Source organism: Microbacterium sp. cx-59 (assembly GCF_020805625.1).
GTDB lineage: Bacteria > Actinomycetota > Actinomycetes > Actinomycetales > Microbacteriaceae > Microbacterium.
Genome location: NZ_JAJHGO010000006.1, coordinates 40,428 through 60,436 on the forward strand (window position 1 = coordinate 40,428; position 20,009 = coordinate 60,436).

At 68.9% G+C, this 20,009-nt stretch carries 21 protein-coding genes; 7 read left to right on the forward strand and 14 right to left on the reverse strand.

Annotated elements, in window-relative coordinates; genetic code table 11:
* Positions 1-85 precede the first annotated feature (85 nt).
* The gene (locus tag LMI96_RS06620; RefSeq protein WP_223721784.1) at positions 86-433 is read right to left on the reverse strand and encodes a hypothetical protein; all 348 of its coding nucleotides are present in this window, start codon (positions 431-433) and stop codon (positions 86-88) included.
* A 90-nt stretch (positions 434-523) separates the two neighbouring features.
* The gene (locus LMI96_RS06625) at positions 524-874 is read right to left on the reverse strand and encodes an ATP-dependent DNA ligase (RefSeq protein WP_228360914.1); all 351 of its coding nucleotides are present in this window, start codon (positions 872-874) and stop codon (positions 524-526) included.
* 271 nt (positions 875-1,145) lie between these two features.
* Between LMI96_RS06625 and LMI96_RS06630 the strand changes: the two genes are divergently transcribed.
* From LMI96_RS06630 to LMI96_RS06650, 5 genes are all read left to right on the forward strand, one after another.
* Positions 1,146-2,027, forward strand: a complete 882-nt coding sequence (locus LMI96_RS06630) for a manganese catalase family protein (RefSeq protein ID WP_223721782.1) — start codon at positions 1,146-1,148, stop codon at positions 2,025-2,027.
* Positions 2,028-2,128: 101 nt separating this feature from the next.
* A complete protein-coding gene (locus LMI96_RS06635) occupies positions 2,129-2,824 on the forward strand; it encodes a hypothetical protein (protein WP_228360915.1) in 696 nt (231 codons plus the stop codon).
* Positions 2,802-3,215: a phage holin family protein gene (locus LMI96_RS06640; protein WP_223721780.1), complete on the forward strand. Its 414-nt coding sequence runs from the start codon at positions 2,802-2,804 to the stop codon at positions 3,213-3,215. Before LMI96_RS06635 ends, LMI96_RS06640 begins: the two co-directional genes overlap by 23 nt.
* Positions 3,212-3,811, forward strand: coding sequence for a DUF3618 domain-containing protein (locus LMI96_RS06645; protein ID WP_228360916.1), 600 nt, complete (start codon positions 3,212-3,214; stop codon positions 3,809-3,811). Before LMI96_RS06640 ends, LMI96_RS06645 begins: the two co-directional genes overlap by 4 nt.
* Before the next feature lie 62 nt (positions 3,812-3,873).
* Complete coding sequence (locus LMI96_RS06650; protein WP_228360917.1) at positions 3,874-4,938, forward strand: YihY/virulence factor BrkB family protein; 1,065 nt, start codon at positions 3,874-3,876, stop codon at positions 4,936-4,938.
* Between the two features lie 55 nt (positions 4,939-4,993).
* On the opposite strand, the gene LMI96_RS06655 is transcribed toward LMI96_RS06650, so the two are convergent.
* From LMI96_RS06655 to LMI96_RS06665, 3 genes are all read right to left on the reverse strand, one after another.
* Complete coding sequence (locus LMI96_RS06655; protein ID WP_228360918.1) at positions 4,994-5,560, reverse strand: hypothetical protein; 567 nt, start codon at positions 5,558-5,560, stop codon at positions 4,994-4,996.
* 9 nt (positions 5,561-5,569) lie between these two features.
* On the reverse strand, positions 5,570-6,712 hold the full coding sequence (locus LMI96_RS06660; RefSeq protein WP_228360919.1) for a zinc-dependent alcohol dehydrogenase: 1,143 nt from the start codon (positions 6,710-6,712) through the stop codon (positions 5,570-5,572).
* Between the two features lie 128 nt (positions 6,713-6,840).
* Positions 6,841-7,854 (reverse strand): glycerophosphodiester phosphodiesterase family protein, encoded by a 1,014-nt coding sequence (locus tag LMI96_RS06665; RefSeq protein ID WP_223721775.1) that lies wholly within the window; start codon positions 7,852-7,854, stop codon positions 6,841-6,843.
* Between the two features lie 167 nt (positions 7,855-8,021).
* On the opposite strand from LMI96_RS06665, the gene LMI96_RS06670 reads away from it, so the two are divergent.
* The gene (locus LMI96_RS06670) at positions 8,022-8,924 is read left to right on the forward strand and encodes a Bax inhibitor-1/YccA family protein (protein WP_228360920.1); all 903 of its coding nucleotides are present in this window, start codon (positions 8,022-8,024) and stop codon (positions 8,922-8,924) included.
* A gap of 443 nt (positions 8,925-9,367) precedes the next feature.
* Here LMI96_RS06670 and LMI96_RS16305 read toward each other — a convergent pair whose 3' ends face one another.
* From LMI96_RS16305 to LMI96_RS06705, 7 genes are all read right to left on the reverse strand, one after another.
* Positions 9,368-10,756: a glycosyltransferase gene (locus LMI96_RS16305; protein WP_228360921.1), complete on the reverse strand. Its 1,389-nt coding sequence runs from the start codon at positions 10,754-10,756 to the stop codon at positions 9,368-9,370.
* Positions 10,753-11,202, reverse strand: coding sequence for a nitroreductase/quinone reductase family protein (locus LMI96_RS06680; protein ID WP_228360922.1), 450 nt, complete (start codon positions 11,200-11,202; stop codon positions 10,753-10,755). The genes LMI96_RS16305 and LMI96_RS06680 overlap by 4 nt, the downstream gene beginning before the upstream one ends.
* A 97-nt stretch (positions 11,203-11,299) precedes the next feature.
* The gene (gene guaA / locus LMI96_RS06685) at positions 11,300-12,880 is read right to left on the reverse strand and encodes a glutamine-hydrolyzing GMP synthase (RefSeq protein ID WP_228360923.1); all 1,581 of its coding nucleotides are present in this window, start codon (positions 12,878-12,880) and stop codon (positions 11,300-11,302) included.
* Positions 12,877-13,359, reverse strand: a complete 483-nt coding sequence (locus LMI96_RS06690) for a DUF3817 domain-containing protein (protein ID WP_228360924.1) — start codon at positions 13,357-13,359, stop codon at positions 12,877-12,879. The genes guaA and LMI96_RS06690 overlap by 4 nt, the downstream gene beginning before the upstream one ends.
* 67 nt (positions 13,360-13,426) lie before the next feature.
* Positions 13,427-14,179: an SURF1 family protein gene (locus tag LMI96_RS06695; protein WP_228361027.1), complete on the reverse strand. Its 753-nt coding sequence runs from the start codon at positions 14,177-14,179 to the stop codon at positions 13,427-13,429.
* Between the two features lie 79 nt (positions 14,180-14,258).
* A complete protein-coding gene (locus tag LMI96_RS06700) occupies positions 14,259-15,374 on the reverse strand; it encodes a GuaB3 family IMP dehydrogenase-related protein (protein ID WP_223721887.1) in 1,116 nt (371 codons plus the stop codon).
* A 46-nt stretch (positions 15,375-15,420) separates the two neighbouring features.
* Positions 15,421-16,038: a TetR/AcrR family transcriptional regulator gene (locus tag LMI96_RS06705; protein ID WP_223721769.1), complete on the reverse strand. Its 618-nt coding sequence runs from the start codon at positions 16,036-16,038 to the stop codon at positions 15,421-15,423.
* 64 nt (positions 16,039-16,102) lie between these two features.
* Here LMI96_RS06705 and LMI96_RS06710 point away from each other — a divergent pair, with 64 nt between their 5' ends.
* Complete coding sequence (locus LMI96_RS06710) at positions 16,103-17,533, forward strand: DHA2 family efflux MFS transporter permease subunit (RefSeq protein ID WP_228360925.1); 1,431 nt, start codon at positions 16,103-16,105, stop codon at positions 17,531-17,533.
* A 2-nt stretch (positions 17,534-17,535) separates the two neighbouring features.
* Here the strand turns inward: LMI96_RS06710 and LMI96_RS06715 are convergent, their stop codons facing one another.
* Positions 17,536-18,243 (reverse strand): TMEM175 family protein, encoded by a 708-nt coding sequence (locus tag LMI96_RS06715; RefSeq protein WP_228360926.1) that lies wholly within the window; start codon positions 18,241-18,243, stop codon positions 17,536-17,538.
* 71 nt (positions 18,244-18,314) lie between these two features.
* Positions 18,315-19,817 carry an IMP dehydrogenase gene (gene guaB / locus LMI96_RS06720; RefSeq protein WP_223721766.1) on the reverse strand — a complete coding sequence of 501 codons (1,503 nt, stop codon included), beginning with the start codon at positions 19,815-19,817 and terminating at the stop codon, positions 18,315-18,317.
* Positions 19,818-20,009: the final 192 nt, after the last annotated feature.

Genomic DNA, 20,009 nt, shown 5'->3' on the forward strand with positions numbered 1-20,009 from the left:
CTCCTTCCGGTCGTGTAGTTGAGTTCCCACGACTCAACTACGAATATGTTAGCAAGCTCGTCGCGCGGATGCCACCTCTCGGAGCTCAGACTCCGTACTCGGTCCACGCCTCCGGCTGGTCGGCGTCAGCGAGTTCCGCAGAGGGTGCCGCCGGGCCGTACATGCGCAATCGCGATGCTTCTCCCCGCAGGAAGGCGACCAACTCCTCATCGATCAGTTCGTCGTAGGTCGAGGCCTCCGCACTCGAGATCAACTGGCTCGACGGGCCGACCAAGAACTGCGAGCGCCCCCGCGATCCGTCGTCGTTGATCGTCGGAACGTCGACCGTCGCGGAGCCGCCCGTCTGGGCGAGAGCCTGCGCGTAGTCGAGCAACGCTCGCGCGATGTCCGTGCCCGTCGCACACGAGTCGCCCGCATAGTGAATCCTGTCCATTGGTCAGGTGTATCCCGTGCAATCGGTTCTCGGCCGATCTTCCCTTCGGAGACCAGATCCGTTACGCGCGAGCAGCCGCGGCGGCCCTCCTCAGCCCCGGCTCGACGAGAGATCGAGCCGGGCGGCCGCCTGGAGTTCGGCCGTGACATAGGCCGGCTCCGACGAGCACGTCAAGCCGTTGGGGCTGTTCGCCTCGGTCATCAGCTCGTCGATCCATCGCATGTCAATGGACGGAGCACGGCTCCCCAGAAACTGGAACGACACGGGTACCCCGGCGCTGATCCACACACTGCGCGTCCCGATGCCGTTCGGGTCGGGAACTTGGAACATGAAGGGCTCCCCGCGCCGCAGCTTGTTCATGAAGACCACCCGCAGGTGCGCCAGCGTCCGATCGTCGATGTCGAACGGGAACTCCCCCGAGTTGTACAACAACTTTCCCACTGATGAATCCCCCTCACTCGTATGGAAAATGCGCATTCCGAATGCCTCGGAGCCGCGCAGAGCGGCCACCGTAAAGCCGGGCTCCGCGCCTCACAAAGGGGGTTGACATTTCGCCGTGTGCGCGCTCCCACGACCTATCCCACGCGCGCGCACTCGGCCGCGGAGGCTACTCCTTCCGACGCCATCCCACCAGTGCATAAACGCCTTTCCGGGCGGCCGTAACGTCGCCATCCCACGACCCGCACGGGTCCCGTCGAGCCGAAGGGTTTTCATGTTCTTCCACAAGCAGGAACTTCAGTTCCAGGCGTCGCCGAGCAAACCCGACGCGATCCTCGCGCGGCGGATGCAGGAGCTGCTGGGGGGCCAGTACGGCGAGATCTCGGTGGCCATGCAGTACGGCTTCCAGGCCTGGAACTCGCACGTGCCCGGCAAATACCGCGACGTCCTCTACGGCATCGGCGCCGAAGAATTCGGCCACGTCGAGATGCTCGCGATCATGATCGCGCAGCTTCTCGAGAAGGCGCCGGTCGAACAGTCCGAAGCCGCCGCGGCGGCCGACCCCGTACTCGGTGCGGTCATCGGCGGGATGGACGTGCAGGCAGCGATCGTCGCGGGAGCGGGCGTTCGTCCCGTCGACAGCAACGGCAACCCGTGGCAGGGTTCCTATGTCACCGCGAGCGGCAATCTGCTCGCCGACTTCACCGCCAACGTGAACGCCGAGATGCAGGGACGCATCCAGGCCGCGCGGGTCTACAACATGACCGACGACCACGGCGTGCGCGACCTGCTCTCCTTCCTGATCGCTCGCGACACGATGCATCAGAACCAGTGGACGCGCGCCGTCCAGGAGCTTCGCGAGGAAGGTGTGGAAGACCTGCCCGTACCGAGCAACTTCCCGATCTCGCAGGAGAACCGCGATGTGAGCTACCAGTACATCAACTTCTCCGACGGGCAGGCGGCCGCCGAGGGGTCCTGGGCCTCCGGGCCGACGCCCGACGGCAAGGGGGAATTCACCTACCTCGCCGGCCCCGACTCCAGCGTGCCGATGCCGCCCCCCACCCAGCCCGACCCGCGGTTCTTCGGCACCGACCCGAAGCCGAACATCGTCGACAAGGCGGCCGGCGTCATCAAGGACACGTTCAGCACCAAGTAGGCCTCGCGCCTCGCGGCGCGGGTGTCCTGTGCGAGAACAGGATCCGCGCCGCACTCCACCCCCTCCCCCGATCCTCCGGATCGGTGATCGAAAGGAACACAATGTCGAACATCTACGGCGAAGGGTCGAGCGCTGCGCCGACCGCACAATCGTCCGCCCCCTCGGGCACCGTCGACACGGCGAAGCACGAAGCATCCGAACTCACGGACACCGCCGTGCACGAGGCCGGGAACGTCGTCGAGACGAGCAAGAGCGAAGTCTCCACGGTCGCTCACGAGGCCGTCACGCAGGTCAAGGACCTGTACTCGCAGACGCAGCGGCAGCTGGCGGACCAAGCGGCAACGCAGCAGGAGCGCATCGCGTCGGGACTGCATACCGTGGGCGACGAGCTTTCGTCTCTGGCGGATGGCGCCGAGTCTCCGGGCATCGGCGCAGACCTCGTCCGCCAGGCCTCCGACCGGGTCTCGAACGTGGCGACGTGGATCGGCGACCGCGATCCCGCGGCCCTGCTCGAGGAAGTGAAGTCCTACGCCCGCCGCAAGCCCGGGATGTTCATCGGCATCGCCGCCGTCACCGGACTCGTCGTCGGTCGTCTCGTGCGCGCCCTCGGCGAGAACGCCAAGGACGAGCACGCCGCGGCATCCGAGACGGCGAGCGCCGCACCCGCACCCGCACCCGCTGCTGCTCCCGCTCCCGCTCCGCTGGACGCGACGCCCGTCTACGACCAGTCGCGCGCGGCATGGGCGGAGTCCACCCCGACAGGAGGCCCTCGCGATGACCGATCCGACACCCTCTGAGCAGCAGGCCGCGACGACCTCGCTCGGCGATCTGCTGGGCGAGGTGACCCGCGACCTCTCGACGCTCATGCGTCAGGAGATCGCGCTGGCGAAGGCCGAGCTCTCCGAGTCGGCTCGTCACGCATCCAAGGGCGCCGGTCTCCTCGGAGCGGGCGGGTACGCCGGCCTCATGGCGATCTACTTCGTCTCAATGGCGCTGTGGTGGGGACTCGGCTTCCTGACGGGTCTCGTCTGGTCCGCGATCATCGTCGCCGTCATCTGGGCGATCATCGCCGCCATTCTGCTCCGCAGCGGCCGCAAGAACATGAAGAACGTCGAGGGAGCACCGCTGACCGTGGACACGCTCAAAGAGATCCCCGACGCCATCAAGAGAAATGAGGAGAACCGATGAGCGATTCACCCGAAGCCATCCGCGCTGAGATCGAAAGCACCCGCCGCGATCTCGGACAGAACGTCGACGCCCTCGCCGACAAGGTCACCCCGTCGAAGATCGTGCACCGCCAGACCGACAAGATGCGGGGCGCGCTGGGTTCGGTGCGCGACCGCGTCATGGGTGTCGCCGACGACGCCGGCTCGTCGATCCACGACGCCGGTTCCTCGTTCGCGGACTCCGGAGCATCCGCCCTCGCCGGCGTCTCCGGCGCCGGGCACCGCGCGGCCGCCAAAGCCAGCGGCAACCCGCTGGCCGTCGGCCTCATCGCCCTCGGCGCGGGCCTCCTCCTCTCCTCGCTGATTCCGGCGTCGAGCAAGGAGAAGGACCTCGCGGCAACCGTGAAGGACCAGGCCCAGCCGCTCCTCGACGAGGCATCGAGCGTCGCGAAAGACGTCGGCGAGCAGCTGAAGGAACCGGCGCAGGATGCGGCGGCCGCCGTGAAGGACAGCGCGACCGAAGCCGTCTCGAACGTGAAGGACGCCGCCACCGGCGCCGCCGCGACGGTCGGCGACCGCGCGCACGACGCCCGCGAGAACGTCACCGCCCCGCAGTGATCACCGAACGGGGGGCGGTGCGGCCGGTGCCGCATCGCCCCCGTTCTTATTTGAGGAGAACCGTGAACGACAGCAGTACCCCGGCTCGCGCGCAGAGCACCGCCGCATCCGCCGAGGCCCGGAAGCCGGACTCGCCCGATGACCTCACCGGGCGATCCTGGAAGTACGTTCTGCGCAAGACCGTCCGAGAGTTCATGACGGACCAGTGCCCCGACATCGCCGCCGCGCTCACCTATTTCGGCGTCCTCGCCCTCTTCCCGGGACTGCTCGCGGTGTTCTCGCTGCTCGGCGTCGTCGGGCAGAGCGAGAGCACCGCCGAGACGGTCCTCGGGATCATCGACGAGGTCGCCCCCGGGATGGCGGAGAGCCTCCGGGCGCCGATCGAGGAGCTCTCCTCGTCACCGAGTGCGGGGTTCGCCCTCGTCCTGGGGATCGTGCTGGCCATCTGGACGGCCTCGGGGTACGTCAGTGCGTTCAGTCGGGCGATGAATCGCATCTACGAGATCGACGAGGGGCGACCGGTCTGGAAGCTGAAGCCCGTCCAGCTGTTGCTCACCGTGATCGCGGTCGCACTGGTGACCCTCGCCGCCCTCATCCTCGTCGTGTCCGGCCCGATCGCGGAAGCCGTCGGATCGTCGCTCGGGCTGGGCGAGGCGGCGCTGACGATCTGGAGTATCGCGAAGTGGCCGGTGTTGGTGGCGATCGTCGTGCTGATCCTCGCCATCCTCTATTACGGCGCTCCCAGTGCGAAGCAGCCGAAGTTCCGCTGGATCAGCCTCGGCGCGGTGTTCGCCCTCGTCATCCTCGCGGTCGCGACGCTCGGCTTCGGGATCTACGTCGCGAACTTCTCCCACTACGACCGCACCTACGGGTCGCTCGCTGGCGTCATCATCTTCCTGCTGTGGCTCTGGATCGCGAACCTCGCCATCCTGTTCGGGGCGGAGTTCGACGCCGAGCTGGAACGCGGTCGGCAGCTCCAGGCCGGCATCGCCGCCGAGGAGCAGATCCAGCTGCCCCCGCGCGACACCCGCAAGATCGAGAAGACGCAGGAAAAGGAGCGGGCGGATGTGGCCGAGGGACGCCGCATCCGGCACCTGAACCCGCCCGCGGGCGGTTCGGACCGCTGAAGATCACCGCACCCGCTGAGCGCCCCGTCCGCGACGGACGGGGCGCTCAGCGGGGTCAGCGTCGGCGGAGGCGCGCCGCGATGCTCCAGAGCCCTGCCGCGGCGAGCACCCAGGGCCCCGCGACCAGGAGCGGGTCCATCCAGGTGTGCCGCGCGTCGACCCGCCCGCGGCCGTACCGCGACGACAGCGGGCGGGAGCGCCGCTCGGCGAGGATGCCGGTCTCGGTGATCGGGTTGTCGGGGCGGAGCGTGAACAGCGACCGCGCGTGGGCTCCGGCCGCCTCCACCCGATCCGCTGCGATGAGCAGGAGCCAGTGCCGAGCCCGACCCTCACTGAACCGCGCGTAGGCGGAGCGGCGGATGGCACCGGACAGCCCGTGAAGGGGCTGCGCCGTGCCGTACACGGGGGTGAGCATCGCGTGCTCGATCGAGCGCTCCCGACCGGGATCGTCCGGCTGCCGTTCCGGCTCGTCCCAATGAGCACCGATCGGCGGAAGATCGAAACGTTCCTGCGGGAACGACGGCCGGTCGGCCGTGTCGAGATCGACTCCCCACCCCGGGATGCGGGCACGGAGCTTCTCGACGGACGGACCGGGATTTGGGTTCTCTGCGGTGTAAGGCATGGCTTCTCCTCAGGAGACGACGATGACGGGCTTGATGCAGTCGTCGAGTTTCGACGAGAACACGTGATAGGCCTCGGCGATGTCCTCGAGCGGGATGCGGTGGGTGATGAGGTCGCTCGGTCGCACGAGGCCGGCCTGGATGTGCTCGAAGAGCCGCGGCCACTGCCTCTTCACCGGTGCCTGGTTGGCGTGCAGGGTGAGACCCTTGTTGACGACGTCGCCGAACTTCACCGCCGCGTGGATCGGCCCGTACGCACCCATGACCGACACGGTGCCGCCCTTGCGGACCGAGTCGATGGCCCAGTTCAGCGCGACCGGCGATCCGCCCTGCAGCTTCAGCTTGGCGCCCGTCACATGCTGCAGCAGGCTGCCGTCGGCCTCCGCTCCGACGGCATCGATCGCGACATCGGCGCCGAGATACTCGGTCGCCTGTTTCAGGGCGACGACGATGTCCTTGTGCTCGGAGATCGAGAGCGTCTCCGCGTAGGCGAATTCGCGCGCCTTCGCCAGGCGGTAGTCGAGGTGATCGACGACGATCACGCGGCCGGCTCCCATGAACCACGCCGAGCGCGCAGCCGACAGGCCCACCGGCCCGGCGCCGAAGACCACGACTGTGTCACCCTGCACGATGTCGCCCAGCTGGGCGCCGAAGTATCCGGTGGCGAACGCATCCGTCAACATCAACGCGTCCTCATCGGCGAGCCACTCCGGGATGACGGTGGGTCCGACGTCGGCGAACGGCACCCGCACCCGTTCGGCCTGCCCGCCGTCGTACCCGCCGGTCGTGTGCGAGTAGCCGTAGATGCCGCCGACGGCCGTCGCGTTCGGGTTCACGTTGTGGCAATTCGAGTACAGTCCCCGAGCGCAGAAGTAGCAGGAACCGCAGAAGATGTTGAAGGGAACCATCACCTTGTCGCCGCGCTGCAGGTTCTGCACCGATGAGCCGACCTCTTCGACGACGCCGATGATCTCGTGCCCGAACGTGTGCCCGATCCGGGTGTCCGGCATCATCCCGTGATACAGGTGCAGGTCGGATCCGCAGATCGCCGCACGGGTGACGCGCACGATCGCGTCGTTCGGGTGCTCGATCCGGGGATCGGGCTTCTCTTCCACGCGCACCTTGTACGGCCCGCGGTAGGTCATCGCTTTCATGAGCACTCCCGTCTCTCGATGCCCCAGTGTGGTCAGGGCATGAGCGCGACATCCGGGCTTGCCAGAGCCACGCGGGTGTGCGACACGCGTCGGTGCCGGTGCGAGTCAGGTCGAGCGGGGTCCGGTCGTCACGCGCGCGGCGGAACCGGCACGGACGCGCCGAAGAACGCGACACCGAGGTCGGCGTGATCGACGAACACGCCGTCGAGTGCGGCCGCGCGGAGGATCTCCCACTCGCCCTCGTAGTCGCCGAACTGCGCGGGCTCCGAGCCGACGCGGAACTGCCGCGCGAGGAATCGGTTCTCCGGCCGGCAGGTCCACGTGAACACCTGCAGGCCGCGTGCCTTCGCCTCGGCGACGACGGCGGCAGGTCCGGTGATCCGGCCGAGCTTATTGGGCGCCAGGATCATCTTCTTATCGAGGCTGATGCCGTCCACCCGGTCGATCAGGAGATCGAGTCCGGCGGGAGAGACCATGTCCCGGTAGCTCGGCGCCGCGGCGCCCTGCGTGAGCAGGAGGTCGATCGGGGCGCCCTCGGCTTCGACGAGCTGGATGTAGGTGCCTGCGAGACCGTGCCCCCGCAGTTGCGCGAGCACGGTGGGCTCGAATGATTCGATGATCAGCGGGGCGTCCGCATCCGCCCATCCGGATGCGGCGAGCTCGCTCAGAATCATCGGCACGAGGTCGAGGCCGATCGCGGCGAAGTACGCGGCGTGCTTGATCTCGAGCACCATGGCGACCGGGCGCCCGGCCGAGGCGAGGATGCCGAGCAGGTCGGTCAGGCGAAGGATCGGATCCTCGTCGTCGTGGGCGGCGCTCGCGCGGCGGATGTTCGGGAGACGTTCGCGGCACCGCAGCGTCGAGAGCTCGGCCCAGGTGAAGTCTTCGGTGAACCACCCGGTCAGCGAGTGACCCGCGAAGTCCTTCGTGCGGTGCAGGTGCGCGAACTCGGGGTGGTCAGCCACATCCGTCGTGCCGGAGATCTCGTTCTCGTGCCGGATGACGAGCACGCCGTCCTTCGTCGGCACGATGTCGGGTTCGACCGCGTCGACACCGCTCGCGATCGCGAGTTCGTAGGACGAACGGGAATGCTCGGGCAGATAGCCGGGAGCGCCGCGGTGGCCGATCACGAGGGGAGACATCGCGTTCAGGCTACCGGGCGAGGGTCGCGCTCATGCTCGATCCGGCCGGGCACATCGGCGGCTCAAAGTCCACTCACAGGTCTCGGCTCGTCTCCCCCGTAATTACTCGGATATCGTGGGTTAACGGCACCGTGCCGTCACCCGATACCTGGAGTGTGATCGAGCCGATGGCTTCATCCAACCCCGCGTTCAACAATCCCGCGTTCCGTGACGAACGCGCGGTGCGTTCCTACCCCGGCGGCGCACGCGCCGCGAGCCTCGTGCCGCCGCCCGCGTCGCAGTCCGCCGACCTGGCCGCCCACGCTCAGCTGGAAGGCGCCCTCGCCGGCCCGCCCGCCGGTGCGATCGAGACCGGTCGCATGACCGTCGAAGACACCGTCCACAAGACGCTCGCCCTGTTCGGCGTGCTCGTCGTCGGTGCGGTCGCCGGCTGGATGTGGACGATGGCCGGCGTTACCGCCGCCAACCCGCGCCCGTCGATCGCCCCGATGCTGATCGGTGCGCTCGTCGGCTTCGTGCTCTCGATGGTCGTCATCTTCACCTCGCGCAAGAAGATCCGCCCCGCGCTGATCTTCGCGTACGCCGCGTTCGAAGGACTCTTCGTCGGCGGAATCTCGGCGTTCTTCGAGTTCCTCTACCCCGGCATCGTCGTTCAGGCGACGCTCGCGACGCTCGCCGTCGTGGGTGTGACCCTGGCCCTGTTCGCCAGCGGCAAGGTGCGCGCATCCAAGCGCGCCACCAAGGTCTTCATGATCGCGATGGTCGGCTACCTGGTGTTCAGCCTGCTGAACGTCGGACTGATGCTCTTCAACGTGCCGCTCGCTGGTGGCGCGTTCGGTCTCCGCTCGATGGAGATCGCGGGTATCCCGCTCGGCCTGATCATCGGTGTCCTCGTGGTCATCATGGCGGCGTACTCGCTGGTGCTCGACTTCGACTCGATCCAGCAGGGTGTGCGCAACGGCGCCCCGCGTCAGTACGGCTGGCTCGGCGGCTTCGGCATCATGGTGACGGTCGTCTGGCTGTACCTCGAGATCCTGCGCATCCTCGCCATCCTGCGCGGCAACAACTAGCCGCAGGTTCGCACTGAAGGGGTCGCCGCGAGGCGGCCCCTTCGTCGTTCCCGCCGTCCTGCTTGCGCGCGCGGTCCCCCGCGTCGTCCGCGACGCTCGTGCTCGCCCGCGTCGTCCGCGTCGCTCGTTCTCGCCCGCGTCGCTCGTGCTCGCCCGCGTCGTCAACGCTCACGTGTCGCAATACGCTGCCCTCACCGACCGATCGCGCCACGTGAGCAGCCCTACTCTGCGCTCACGTGTCGCAATACGCGCCACGGAGCGACAGATTGCGACACGTGAGCACGAAGGCTGAGCGCCCTCGCGGGGGCGGGGGCGGCGCGGGGGCGGGGCGGGCGCGAGGGCGGGCGGGCGAGAGCACGCGCGGGCGGAGCGAGGGCGGCACGAGGGCGGCACGAGGGCGGGCGCGGCGCGAGCACGCGAGGGCTTCCGCGGGCGGGCGCGGGTCAGCGCAGGGCGTGACGGATGCCGGCGGCCAGCGCCGCGGCGGCGGCCTCCGGTGCGAAGCGGTGCGCGACCTCGAGCGCCTCGGCCGCCATCCGGTCACGCCCAGGACGATCGGTCAGCATCCGGATCATCGCCTCGGCGAGCCCGGTGATGTCACCCCGGCCACCGGGGTCGGGGACGAGGATGCCGGCGCCGTGCTCCAGCTGATCCTGCGGCCCGTACGGCACGTCGTAAGCGATCACCGGGCAGCCGCGGCTCATCGCCTCGAGCGTCGAGAGCCCCTGCCCCTCGTAAGCGGACGACTGCACCATCGCGACGGCGCCGTCGAACACGACCGGCCCCGCGTCGTTCCGCCCGCGGAGCACGACGGATGCGGTGAGCCCGAGTTCCTCGATGAGGCGTTGCAGGTCGTCCCGCAACACTCCGTCGCCCCAGATCTCGAGCGTCGCCGCGGGCACGACGGAATGCACGCTCTGCCACGCGCGGATCGCGTGATCGACGCGCTTGACCGGGGCGAGCCGGTTCAGCATCACGATACGGTTCCCGGCGACGGGCGCCGGCTCCGCCAGAACGCGCGGGGCGGCGTTCGCCGCGACGAGGTACCCGGAGTGCGCGCCGAAGCGCTGCTCGACATCGCGCTTCTGCTGGGGCGTGGGCCAGAGCACCGCGTCGAACTCACCGGCGACGGCGAACCAGCGTTCCCAGAGCGGGTTGACCGGCGCGTCCGGCGTGTAGGGCGGCAGCACGTGCGCGATATGGATGGTGTGCGCGAGGCGAACGCCCTCCGGCCGCCAGCGCGCGAGCAGCTCACCGAGCTGGCGCGACTCGCAGATGAGGACGACGGGCTTGTCCTCCCGGGCACGGAGCGACGCGACCAGCTCGTCGAGCCACGCGCGGTACAGCTCCCCGAAGCCGTCGACGACGCCGACCACGGAACCGTCTGCTCCGCGCACCCCCACGGGCGCCGCCGACGTGTGCCAGTCGGGGTCCTCGGCGATCACCGGAAGATCGACGACGGGACGACCCATCGCATCCGTGACCTGCCGGTACTCGAGCGACTCATCGACGGACCCAGCGTGTGCCGCACGGCGCACCCAGTCCGCAGCACCGCCGTCGACCCTCGACGACGCCTCGTCGAATAGATTGCGCATCGCATCGGCGCGCGCGATGGCGCCACGACGCGCGAACTCCTCGCGGTGGGCGGCGTGGTTCTCCGGCCGGCCGGGATCCAGCGTCAGAAGGAGCGGCTCACGCCCGGCGTCGGCCAGCTGCCGAGCGCGCGCCAGCGTCGCCACGGTGAAGCCGCCGTCGAGATCGGGGATCAGTCGACTGGCGAGGATGAGGTACCAGGCGTCGGGGAACTCGACACCTCCGCCGGGCGCGCTCACGATCCGACGCGTTCGATCCGGAACACCGGGAAGCCCGGCGCGATCTCCGCCAGACGCTCATCCGGCGAGTTCGCGTCGACGCCCTCGAAGAAGCGTCCGACCTCCCAGGCCCACGCCTTCAGGTAGGCGCGCAGGATCGGCGGCTTGTCGACATCCGCCACCTCGACCGCACGGAATGCCACCGCCCGCCGTCCGGCGCGCAGCTCGCCACCTCCGGAGACACGGATGTTGCGCACCCACTGCGCATGCCCGCGGGGTGCGACGAGGTACTCCGCACCGCCGACGCGCAAAGGATTCACCGGGGTCGTGCGCCATTCGCCGCTGGAACGCCCTCGTACCGCCAGCACGCGGCTCCCCGCGAGAGGCAACCCGATGCGGGTCGAGAACCCGACGACGGCGTTGAACGCCGCGTCGACCCGCGTGGGACGGATGAACCGTGCGCTCATCGGCGCGCTCCGGCGCGCGACGAACATCCGCTCACGCAGAGCAGCACCCGACGGGGTCCGCCCGGTGCCGAGCCCCGCCCGAAGGCGGGAGGGAGGGTCACTCCCACTCGATGGTCCCCGGCGGCTTCGACGTGACGTCAAGCACCACGCGGTTGACGTCGCGGACCTCGTTCGTGATGCGGTTCGAGATCTTGGAGAGCACGTCGTAGGGCAGACGCGTCCAGTCAGCGGTCATGGCGTCTTCGCTGGAGACGGGACGCAGCACGATCGGGTGACCGTAGGTGCGGCCGTCGCCCTGCACGCCCACCGAGCGGACGTCCGCCAGCAGCACCACCGGGCACTGCCAGATCTCGTTGTCGAGGCCGGCCTTGGTCAGTTCGGCCCGGGCGATGGCATCGGCCTCACGCAGAATCTCGAGGCGGTCAGCGGTGACCTCACCGACGATCCGGATGCCGAGGCCGGGCCCCGGAAACGGCTGACGGCCGACGATCTCCTCCGGCAGGCCAAGTTCGCGCCCGATCGCGCGGACCTCGTCCTTGAACAGGGTGCGCAGCGGCTCGACGAGCTCGAACTGCAGGTCTTCGGGAAGCCCGCCCACGTTGTGGTGGCTCTTGATGTTCGCCGTGCCCGTGCCGCCGCCCGACTCCACCACATCCGGATACAGCGTGCCCTGCACGAGGAAGCGGATGGGTTCTCCGTCGGCCGCCGCCTCGGCGACGAGCTCGCGCTCCGCGGCCTCGAACGAGCGAATGAACTCCCGCCCGATGATCTTGCGCTTCTGCTCGGGATCGCTGACACCCGCAAGCGCCGTCAGGAACTGCTCGCGCGCGTCGATCGTGATCAGGCGCACGCCCGTCGAGGCGACGTAGTCGTTCTCGACCTGCTCGCGCTCGCCCTTCCGCAGTAGACCGTGGTCGACGAAGATCGCGGTGAGCTGGTCGCCCACGGCCTCGTGCACGAGCGCCGTCGAGACCGCGGAGTCCACGCCGCCGGAGAGGGCGGAGATGACACGAGCGCTACCGACCTGCGCCCGGATGCGTTCGACCTGCTCGGCGATCACGTTGCCGCTGTTCCAGTCGGCGGGCAGGCCGGCGGCCTTGTGCAGGAAGTTCTCCAGCAGCGACTGGCCGTAGTCCGAGTGCTTGACCTCGGGGTGCCACTGCACGCCGTAGAAGCCACGCGCGTCGTTCGCGAACGCGGCAACTGCCGTCGCGCCGGTGCGAGCGAGCACGTCGAAGCCCTCGGGCGCGCGCGAGACCTGGTCGCCGTGACTCATCCACACGTTCTGCTCGACCGGCTGACCCTGCATGAGGGTTCCCTCGGTAAGGATCGTGGCGTCGGTCGCGCCGTATTCGCGCAGGCCGGTGTTGGCCACGTCACCGCCGAGGGCGCGGGCCATGACCTGGAAGCCGTAGCAGATACCGAGGGTCGGAACCCCGAGCTCGAAGACGCCGCCGTCGAGGTTCGGAGCGCCCTCTTCGTACACCGACGAGGGCCCCCCAGAGAGGATGATGCCGACCGGGTTCTTTGCCGCGATCTCGGCGGCCGACGCGGTGTGGGGCACGATCTCGCTGTAGACGCCCGCTTCGCGGACGCGGCGCGCGATCAACTGGGCGTACTGCGCCCCGAAGTCGACGACCAGGACGGGACGCTGGGAAGTTTCGGTCTGCTCGGTCACCGGGGACTCTCTGTAGCGGCGGCGGATGCGGGAACGGCCTCGGCCGCTTCGCGGACGGCGAGGTAGTGCTTCACGTCACGGGCGACGAACCACTCCATCACGAAGGACAGGAAGGGAACGACACCGCCGGCGACGAGCAGCAGGAAACGCCAGAACGGCCAGCGCATCAGGCTCCACACGCGGAAGCAGGCGAACAGGTACACGACATAGAACCAGCCGTGGATGATGAGGATCGCGAGCGACAGGTTGACCCCGTCGCCGGTCGACACGAGTTCGCCTTCGGGACCGGCGATGACCGGAGCGAGCCACAGGGCCCCGCCCGATCCTCCGGCGAAGACCTCGACCGCGAGCGGCGTGTACTTCAGGATCATCTCGGTGACCAGCAGGAGCAGTCCGACGCCCGTGATGATCGAGCAGATCTGATAGAACCGCAGCGCCCCGCGGATCGCCGGGAAGGTGGCGAGTTTCGGCTGAGGCATGGGGTCCATCCTACCCGCGGCGGTTCGCCGCATCCGCCCCGCCCGCGCCACCCGGAGAGGGTGCGGGTCAGGCAGTCTCGTCTTCGAGAAGCTCGAGTTCCTTCTCCCACTCGTCCTTCGCGAGGCGATACCAGAAGTAGAACGCGAAACCGGCGAACACCACCCATTCGGCGGCGTAGAAGATGTTCAGCCAGTTGACCGAGGCTCCTGCATCCGGAGCCGGCGAGTGGATGTCGACGAGCCCTCCGAAGGGATCATCGGCCACCACGAACTGGCGATAGACGTTCAGGTCGACGGCGTCGTGCCAGCGGCTGAGGAGCGCCGCGGGAGACATGCGCGTCATGTCGGTCGGGTCCGCACCGCTCGAGGGCGGTACGGGACCCTCGTCGGGGATCAGCCTCCCCGTCACCTCGAGGTTCGCCGGGGCGTCGGCGTTCAGCGCGGCGGCGGCGGCATCCGCCTGCTCCCGCGTTTCGGCCCAGCCCACCGCGACGGCGATCGAGGTCGGCTCGGCATCATCCGTGCGCAACTGGCCGGTGACCCAGAACCCCTCTTTGCCGTCGTTGAAGCGCGAGGAGACCACGATGAAGTCGTCGGCGACGAACGATCCGGAGACCTCAATCCGCTGACCCACGAGAGGATCACTCAGATAGGACCCCGGCGTCACGACGTCTTCGAGGGGCATGACCTGCTCGGTCGCGCCCTCTTCGCGCGGTGCCGTGTCGATCGCGCGCGCGAGCTGCCACTGACCGAGCCAGGCGAAGATGCCGGCGACGACGAGGCACAGCAGCAGCACGCCGATCCACTTCGGCCGCAGCATCACTTCGCGCAGCGTCGGCGGAAAGACCTCGGGCACGGATGCCGCCCGGTTCTGCTCGTCCACGGACGTCATCGCGTTCTCAGCGGCCGTAGGGCGCGACAACCACTTCGACCCGCTGGAACTCCTTCAGGTCGGAGTAGCCGGTCGTCGCCATCGATTTGCGGAGCGCGCCGATCAGGTTGGCGGTGCCGTCGGCGACCCGCGCGGGGCCGTACAGCACCTCTTCGAGCGAGCCGACCTGCTCGACCTGCACGCGGTGACCGCGGGGAAGACGAGGGTGATGTGACTCCGGGCCCCAGTGGAACCCGCGCCCCGGGGCGTCGGTCGCGCGTGCGAGCGCCACCCCGAGCATGACGGCGTCGGCGCCCATCGCGAGGGCCTTCACGATGTCGCCGGAAGTGCCGACTCCGCCGTCGGCGATGACGTGCACGTAGCGCCCGCCGGACTCGTCGAGGTAGTCGCGTCGCGCGCCGGCCACATCGGCGACCGCCGTCGCCATGGGTGCGTGGATGCCGGTCGTCGCGCGGGTCGTCGACGCCGCGCCGCCGCCGAATCCGACGAGCACCCCCGCCGCGCCCGTGCGCATGAGGTGCAGCGCGGCCGTGTAGGTGCCGGCGCCGCCGACGATGACCGGCACGTCGAGGTCGTAGATGAACTTCTTCAGGTTCAGGGGCGCCGCAACCGACGAGACGTGCTCGGCCGACACCGTGGTACCCCGGATGACGAAGAGATCGACGCCCGTCGCGACGACGGTCTCGTACAGCTCGGCCGTGCGCTGGGGAGTCAGGGACCCGGCGACCGTCACGCCCGCGGCGCGAATCTCGGCCAGGCGGTCGCGCACCAGCTCCGGCTTGATCGGCTCGGTGTACAGCTGCTGCATCCGGCGCGTCGCGTCGGCGCCCGGGAGGCCGGCGATCTCGGCGAGGAAGGGCTCGGGGTCGTCGTAGCGGGTCCACAGGCCCTCGAGGTCGAGCACGCCGAGCCCGCCGAGCTGGCCGAGCATGATGGCCGTCCGGGGGCTGACCACGGAGTCCATCGGCGCGCCCAGGACCGGGATGTCGAAGCTGAACGCGTCGATCGACCAGTGCGTGGAGACGTCTTCGGGGTTGCGCGTGCGCCGGGAGGGCACGACCGCGATGTCATCGAAGGTGTACGCGCGGCGAGCGCGCTTGGCGCGTCCGATCTCGATCTCCATGCTCACCCCTCCAGCCTAGCCGCCGGGGACGACAGCGACGGGCGGGTCACCAGGGCTCGTCGACACGGGGCGCGAGGCGGAGGACGACCGCCTTCTCCGTGGGGAAGCACGCGGTGAACAGATCGGTCACCCGGGGATCGTTACCGTCATCGTCGGCCATCCGCAGTCCGATCAGCGTGTTGAGCATCATCCCCTGCGCGATGAACTCCTGCGCGCGCTCGGCCGACATCCCGAGATCTCGCACGTACTGCCAGACCCGCGCGAAACCGTCACGCGCGCGCGGCCCGATCACCGGGTGCGCACCCAGGAGGAAGGCGTGCGAGAGGGTCTGATGCAGACCGCGGGTCTGCAGGAGGCCGATGTACTCGTGCCCGAGTCGCTGTTCGAGCGGCTCATCGGGGTTGCCGGCGGCGGCGCGTTCGAAGGCCGCGAAGAGCTGCCCGAGGGCGTCATCGAGCACGTCGAGGAACAGGCGCTCCTTGCTCCCGAACAGGCGGACGACGTAGGGCTGCGACACGGATGCGGCACGGGCGATGTCGTCGGTCGTAGTGCCCACGTACCCCTTCGCCCCGAACACCGCGATCGCCGCCTCGAGAATCTGGGCCCGGCGTTCCTCGGAGCTCAGCCGCGGCTTTGCGGCATCCGTCGCAGTCATGGTTGACATGTTATCAGTCGATTACTACAGTCACTCTCGTCAAGTAATCATTCGATTACAAACAGGAGACCTCATGTCCACTCCCCCTTCCCCGCGTCCGTTCGGACTCGTCGTCGCGGCCACGGCCCTGCCGATGTTCATGGCGACGCTCGACAACCTCGTGATGACCAACGCCCTCCCCGTCCTCCACGACGATCTCGGCGCCAGCGTCGAGCAGCTGCAGTGGTTCGTCAACGCCTACACCCTCGCGTTCGCCAGCACGATCCTCATCGCGTCGGCCCTCGGCGACCGTTTCGGTCGGCGCACCGTCTTCCTCGCCGGCATCGCGATCTTCGGCATCGGCTCCGTGCTGGCGGCGCTCAGCACCGATCCCACGCAGCTCATCGCGGCGCGCGCCGTGCAGGGCTTCGGCGGCGCCGGCGTGCTGCCGCTCTCGCTCGCCCTCCTGTCGGGCGGCGTCTCGCCCGCACGACGACCGCTCGCCATCGGCATCTGGGGCGGCGTGTCGGGCCTCGGCGTCGCGGTCGGCCCGCTCGTCGGCGGCGCGGTCATGGAGGGGTGGAACTGGCAGGCCATCTTCTGGCTGAACGTGCCCGTGGCGATCATCGCGATCCCGCTCGCGCTCCTCGTGCTGCGCAACGACTTCGGGCGCCGGCAGCGGATCGACGTCTTCGGCGCGGTGCTCGCCGGCCTCGGCGTGCTCGCTCTCGTCCACGCGATCGTGCGCGGCAACGATGACGGCTGGGAGTCCTTCAGCGTGGTCGGTGAGATCGTCGCGGGTGCCCTCCTCATCGCCGGCTTCCTGTTGTGGCAGTCGCGCACCCGGGCGCCGCTCATGCCGCTCCGGCTCTTCCGCGACCGGTCCTTCACCCTCACGAACGTCGTCGGCTTCGCGTTCAGCTTCGGAACCTTCGGGGCGATCTTCATCCTGATCCAGTACATGCAGGTCGTGCAGGGCTCGACGCCTTTCGAAGCCGCGCTGCAGACGACGCCGTGGACGATCGCCCCGATGTTCGTCGCGCCACTTGCCGGCATCTTCTCCGGCCGGATCGGCACCCGCGCGCTGCTGGTCACGGGTCTCGCCTTCCAGGGGATCGCCCTGGGATGGATCGCCGCCATGCTCTCCGAGACGCTCGACTACGGAGTCCTCATCGCGCCGTTCCTGCTCGCGGGGATCGGCATGGGACTCGTCTTCGCCCCGTCCGCGACCGCGCTGCTCGCGACCCTCGGGCTCGTCGATCACGCGACCGCATCCGGGGTCAACTCGACCGTCCGCGAGATCGGCGTCGCACTCGGCACCGCCGTCATGACCGCGGTCTTCGTCGGTGCGGGCGGCGCGCTGCTGCCGGACCAGTACGTGGATGCGGCGCGTCCCGCCGTCTTCATCGGGGCAGCTGTCCTCCTGATCGCCGCCGTGGCCGCGCTGTGGCTTCCCGCTGGCCGCGCCGCCCGCCCGGTGCCGGCGACCGCTGCGGACGAGTCGACTCTGGCGCCGGTGGCCTGACGTCAGGGGCGAGGGTGCGGCGCCGGTGCGGCGCCGCCCTCGTCCTCACGGGTGGGCCCGGCGTCGGCCGTGCGCTCATGGCCCGGCACGCCCGGCGTACCGCCGAGGGCGCGGGTCAGGAGCCCGTCCGCGAGGAACAGCCAGAATGCCCACGGTCCCACCCACGGACTCGCGACGACGACCGCGGCCGAGATGATGAGTGCGCTGAGCGTCGCGCCGCTCCCCCGGCGAGCTTCCGCCGCGGACAGGCCGGGCGCGAGGATCTCGCGACGCCGCACGGCCCATCCCCACTGCATCCAACTCATCAGGATCGCGAAGAAGAAGTTGATCGGCAGCAGGATCCGGCCGAGGAGAAAATGCGAGTAGTCCGTCGACAAGGACGAAGTGAAGGGCACGAGCACGATGAACAGCAGCCGGATGTTGTTGATCCACATACCGGGCCCGTCGATCCGCGCGATCCACTCGAACTGCGCGACGTGCGTCGTCCACATCAGGCTCAGGATCACGAAGCTGACGATGAACGTCAGCACCGGCTGCCACATGTCGAGCAACGCGTCCGCGAGATCGGCATTGCTCTTCAGATCACCGAACGAGCGGGTCGTGAGATCGAGGACCAGCAACGTTGCCGCGATGGCGAAGACCGCATCCGTGTACGCCGCAACGCGCGTCGTCGTGACGGACGAGTCGGGGTGCGAACGGCGGCGGATCACACCGTCAGCGTAGTGACGCGCCCGGGCGACGCGCGGGTGTTCCGCGAAGGAGCCGCACGAAGTTCGCAGACTCAGCGCTTGTAGTTCGGCGCCTCGACCACGATCTGCACGTCGTGCGGGTGGGACTCCTTGAGCCCCGCCGACGTGATGCGGACGAACTTGCCCTTGGCCTTCAGCTCGTCGACCGTGCGGGCTCCGACGTAGAACATCGACTGGCGAAGGCCACCCACGAGCTGGTACGCGACGGCCGAGAGCGGGCCGCGGTAGGCGACCTGGCCTTCGATACCCTCCGGGATCAGCTTGTCGTCGGTGGGCACGTCGGCCTGGAAGTACCGGTCCTTGGAATAGGACGTCTTCTTTCCGCGCGTCTGCAGCGCGCCGAGCGAACCCATGCCGCGGTACTGCTTGAACTGCTTACCGCCCTGGAAGACGATCTCGCCCGGCGACTCGTCGGTGCCCGCGAAAAGCGAACCGAGCATGACGCTGTCGGCACCGGCGACCAGCGCCTTTGCGATGTCACCCGAGTACTGCAGACCGCCGTCGGCGATGACCGGAACCCCGGCCTCGCGCGCTGCGAGCGACGCCTCGTAGATCGCCGTCACCTGGGGCACACCCACACCCGCCACGATGCGGGTCGTGCAGATGGAGCCGGGGCCCACACCGACCTTGACCGCATCGACGCCCGCGTCGATGAGCGCCTGCGCGCCCTCACGCGTGGCGACGTTGCCGCCGATGACGTCGATGTGCGCGAACGACTCGTCGGCTTTCAGCCGACGCACCATGTCGATGACGCCGGCGGACTGGCCGTTGGCCGTGTCGACCACGAGCACGTCGACACCGGCATCGCGCAGCGCCTCCGCGCGCTCCCACGCATCACCGAAGAACCCGATGGCCGCCCCGACCCGCAGGCGTCCCTGGTCGTCCTTCGTCGCGAGGGGGTACTTCTCGCTCTTGTCGAAGTCCTTGATGGTGATGAGGCCCGCGAGCTTGCCGTCGCCGTCGATGAGCGGCAGCTTCTCGACACGGTGCTTCGCGAACGCGGCGATCACGTCGCCCGCGCTGACCCCGACCGGGGCCGTGATGAGACCCTCGCTCGTCATCACGTCACGGACGACGGTGCTCTTGCGCTCGAAGTGCGAGACGAACCGCATGTCACGGTTCGTGATGATGCCGACGAGGCGGCCATCGGGATCGACCACGGGCAGACCCGAGATGCGGTAGGTCGCGCACAGCGCGTCGACCTCGTCGATCGTCGCGTCGGGCGTCGTCGTGACGGGGTCCGAGATCATGCCGGACTCGCTGCGCTTCACCCGGTCGACCATCGCGGCCTGGTCGGCGATCGAGACGTTCCGATGCAGGATGCCGAGGCCACCCTCACGGGCGATAGCGATCGCCATCCGCGTTTCGGTGACCGTGTCCATCGCGGCGGCGATCAGCGGCGTCGCGACCGTGATGCGGCGGGTGACACGCGACGAGGTGTCGGCCTCGCTCGGGATGACATCGGTGTGCCCCGGCAACAGCAGGACGTCATCGTAGGTCAGCCCGACAAAGCCGAAGGGATCGTGGTGCTCCATGAGTTCTCCTCTCCGATCGCCGACACGCAGCGATCGGGCGACATCGACCGTAGCGCGGGATCGCGGAGATCTCCGGCTCACCGATTCTAAGCGCCGTGTCATGCACTTTTGTTCCCGGTGCACCTTGATCACTCGCGCGCGATGCGCACGCGCGCGTGACACATGCGCGAGCCGCCGGTTGACCAGACTGCG

Coding starts and splice junctions, on each gene's coding strand:
- LMI96_RS06620 (WP_223721784.1), bottom strand. CDS start 433: ATGGACAGGATTCACTATGCGGGCGACTCGTGTGCGACGGGCACGGAC.
- LMI96_RS06630 (WP_223721782.1), top strand. CDS start 1,146: ATGTTCTTCCACAAGCAGGAACTTCAGTTCCAGGCGTCGCCGAGCAAA.
- LMI96_RS06635 (WP_228360915.1), top strand. CDS start 2,129: ATGTCGAACATCTACGGCGAAGGGTCGAGCGCTGCGCCGACCGCACAA.
- LMI96_RS06640 (WP_223721780.1), top strand. CDS start 2,802: ATGACCGATCCGACACCCTCTGAGCAGCAGGCCGCGACGACCTCGCTC.
- LMI96_RS06645 (WP_228360916.1), top strand. CDS start 3,212: ATGAGCGATTCACCCGAAGCCATCCGCGCTGAGATCGAAAGCACCCGC.
- LMI96_RS06655 (WP_228360918.1), bottom strand. CDS start 5,560: ATGCCTTACACCGCAGAGAACCCAAATCCCGGTCCGTCCGTCGAGAAG.
- LMI96_RS06660 (WP_228360919.1), bottom strand. CDS start 6,712: ATGAAAGCGATGACCTACCGCGGGCCGTACAAGGTGCGCGTGGAAGAG.
- LMI96_RS06665 (WP_223721775.1), bottom strand. CDS start 7,854: ATGTCTCCCCTCGTGATCGGCCACCGCGGCGCTCCCGGCTATCTGCCC.
- LMI96_RS06670 (WP_228360920.1), top strand. CDS start 8,022: ATGGCTTCATCCAACCCCGCGTTCAACAATCCCGCGTTCCGTGACGAA.
- LMI96_RS06680 (WP_228360922.1), bottom strand. CDS start 11,202: ATGAGCGCACGGTTCATCCGTCCCACGCGGGTCGACGCGGCGTTCAAC.
- LMI96_RS06690 (WP_228360924.1), bottom strand. CDS start 13,359: ATGCCTCAGCCGAAACTCGCCACCTTCCCGGCGATCCGCGGGGCGCTG.
- LMI96_RS06695 (WP_228361027.1), bottom strand. CDS start 14,179: ATGCTGCGGCCGAAGTGGATCGGCGTGCTGCTGCTGTGCCTCGTCGTC.
- LMI96_RS06700 (WP_223721887.1), bottom strand. CDS start 15,374: ATGGAGATCGAGATCGGACGCGCCAAGCGCGCTCGCCGCGCGTACACC.
- LMI96_RS06705 (WP_223721769.1), bottom strand. CDS start 16,038: ATGTCAACCATGACTGCGACGGATGCCGCAAAGCCGCGGCTGAGCTCC.
- LMI96_RS06710 (WP_228360925.1), top strand. CDS start 16,103: ATGTCCACTCCCCCTTCCCCGCGTCCGTTCGGACTCGTCGTCGCGGCC.
- guaB (WP_223721766.1), bottom strand. CDS start 19,817: ATGGAGCACCACGATCCCTTCGGCTTTGTCGGGCTGACCTACGATGAC.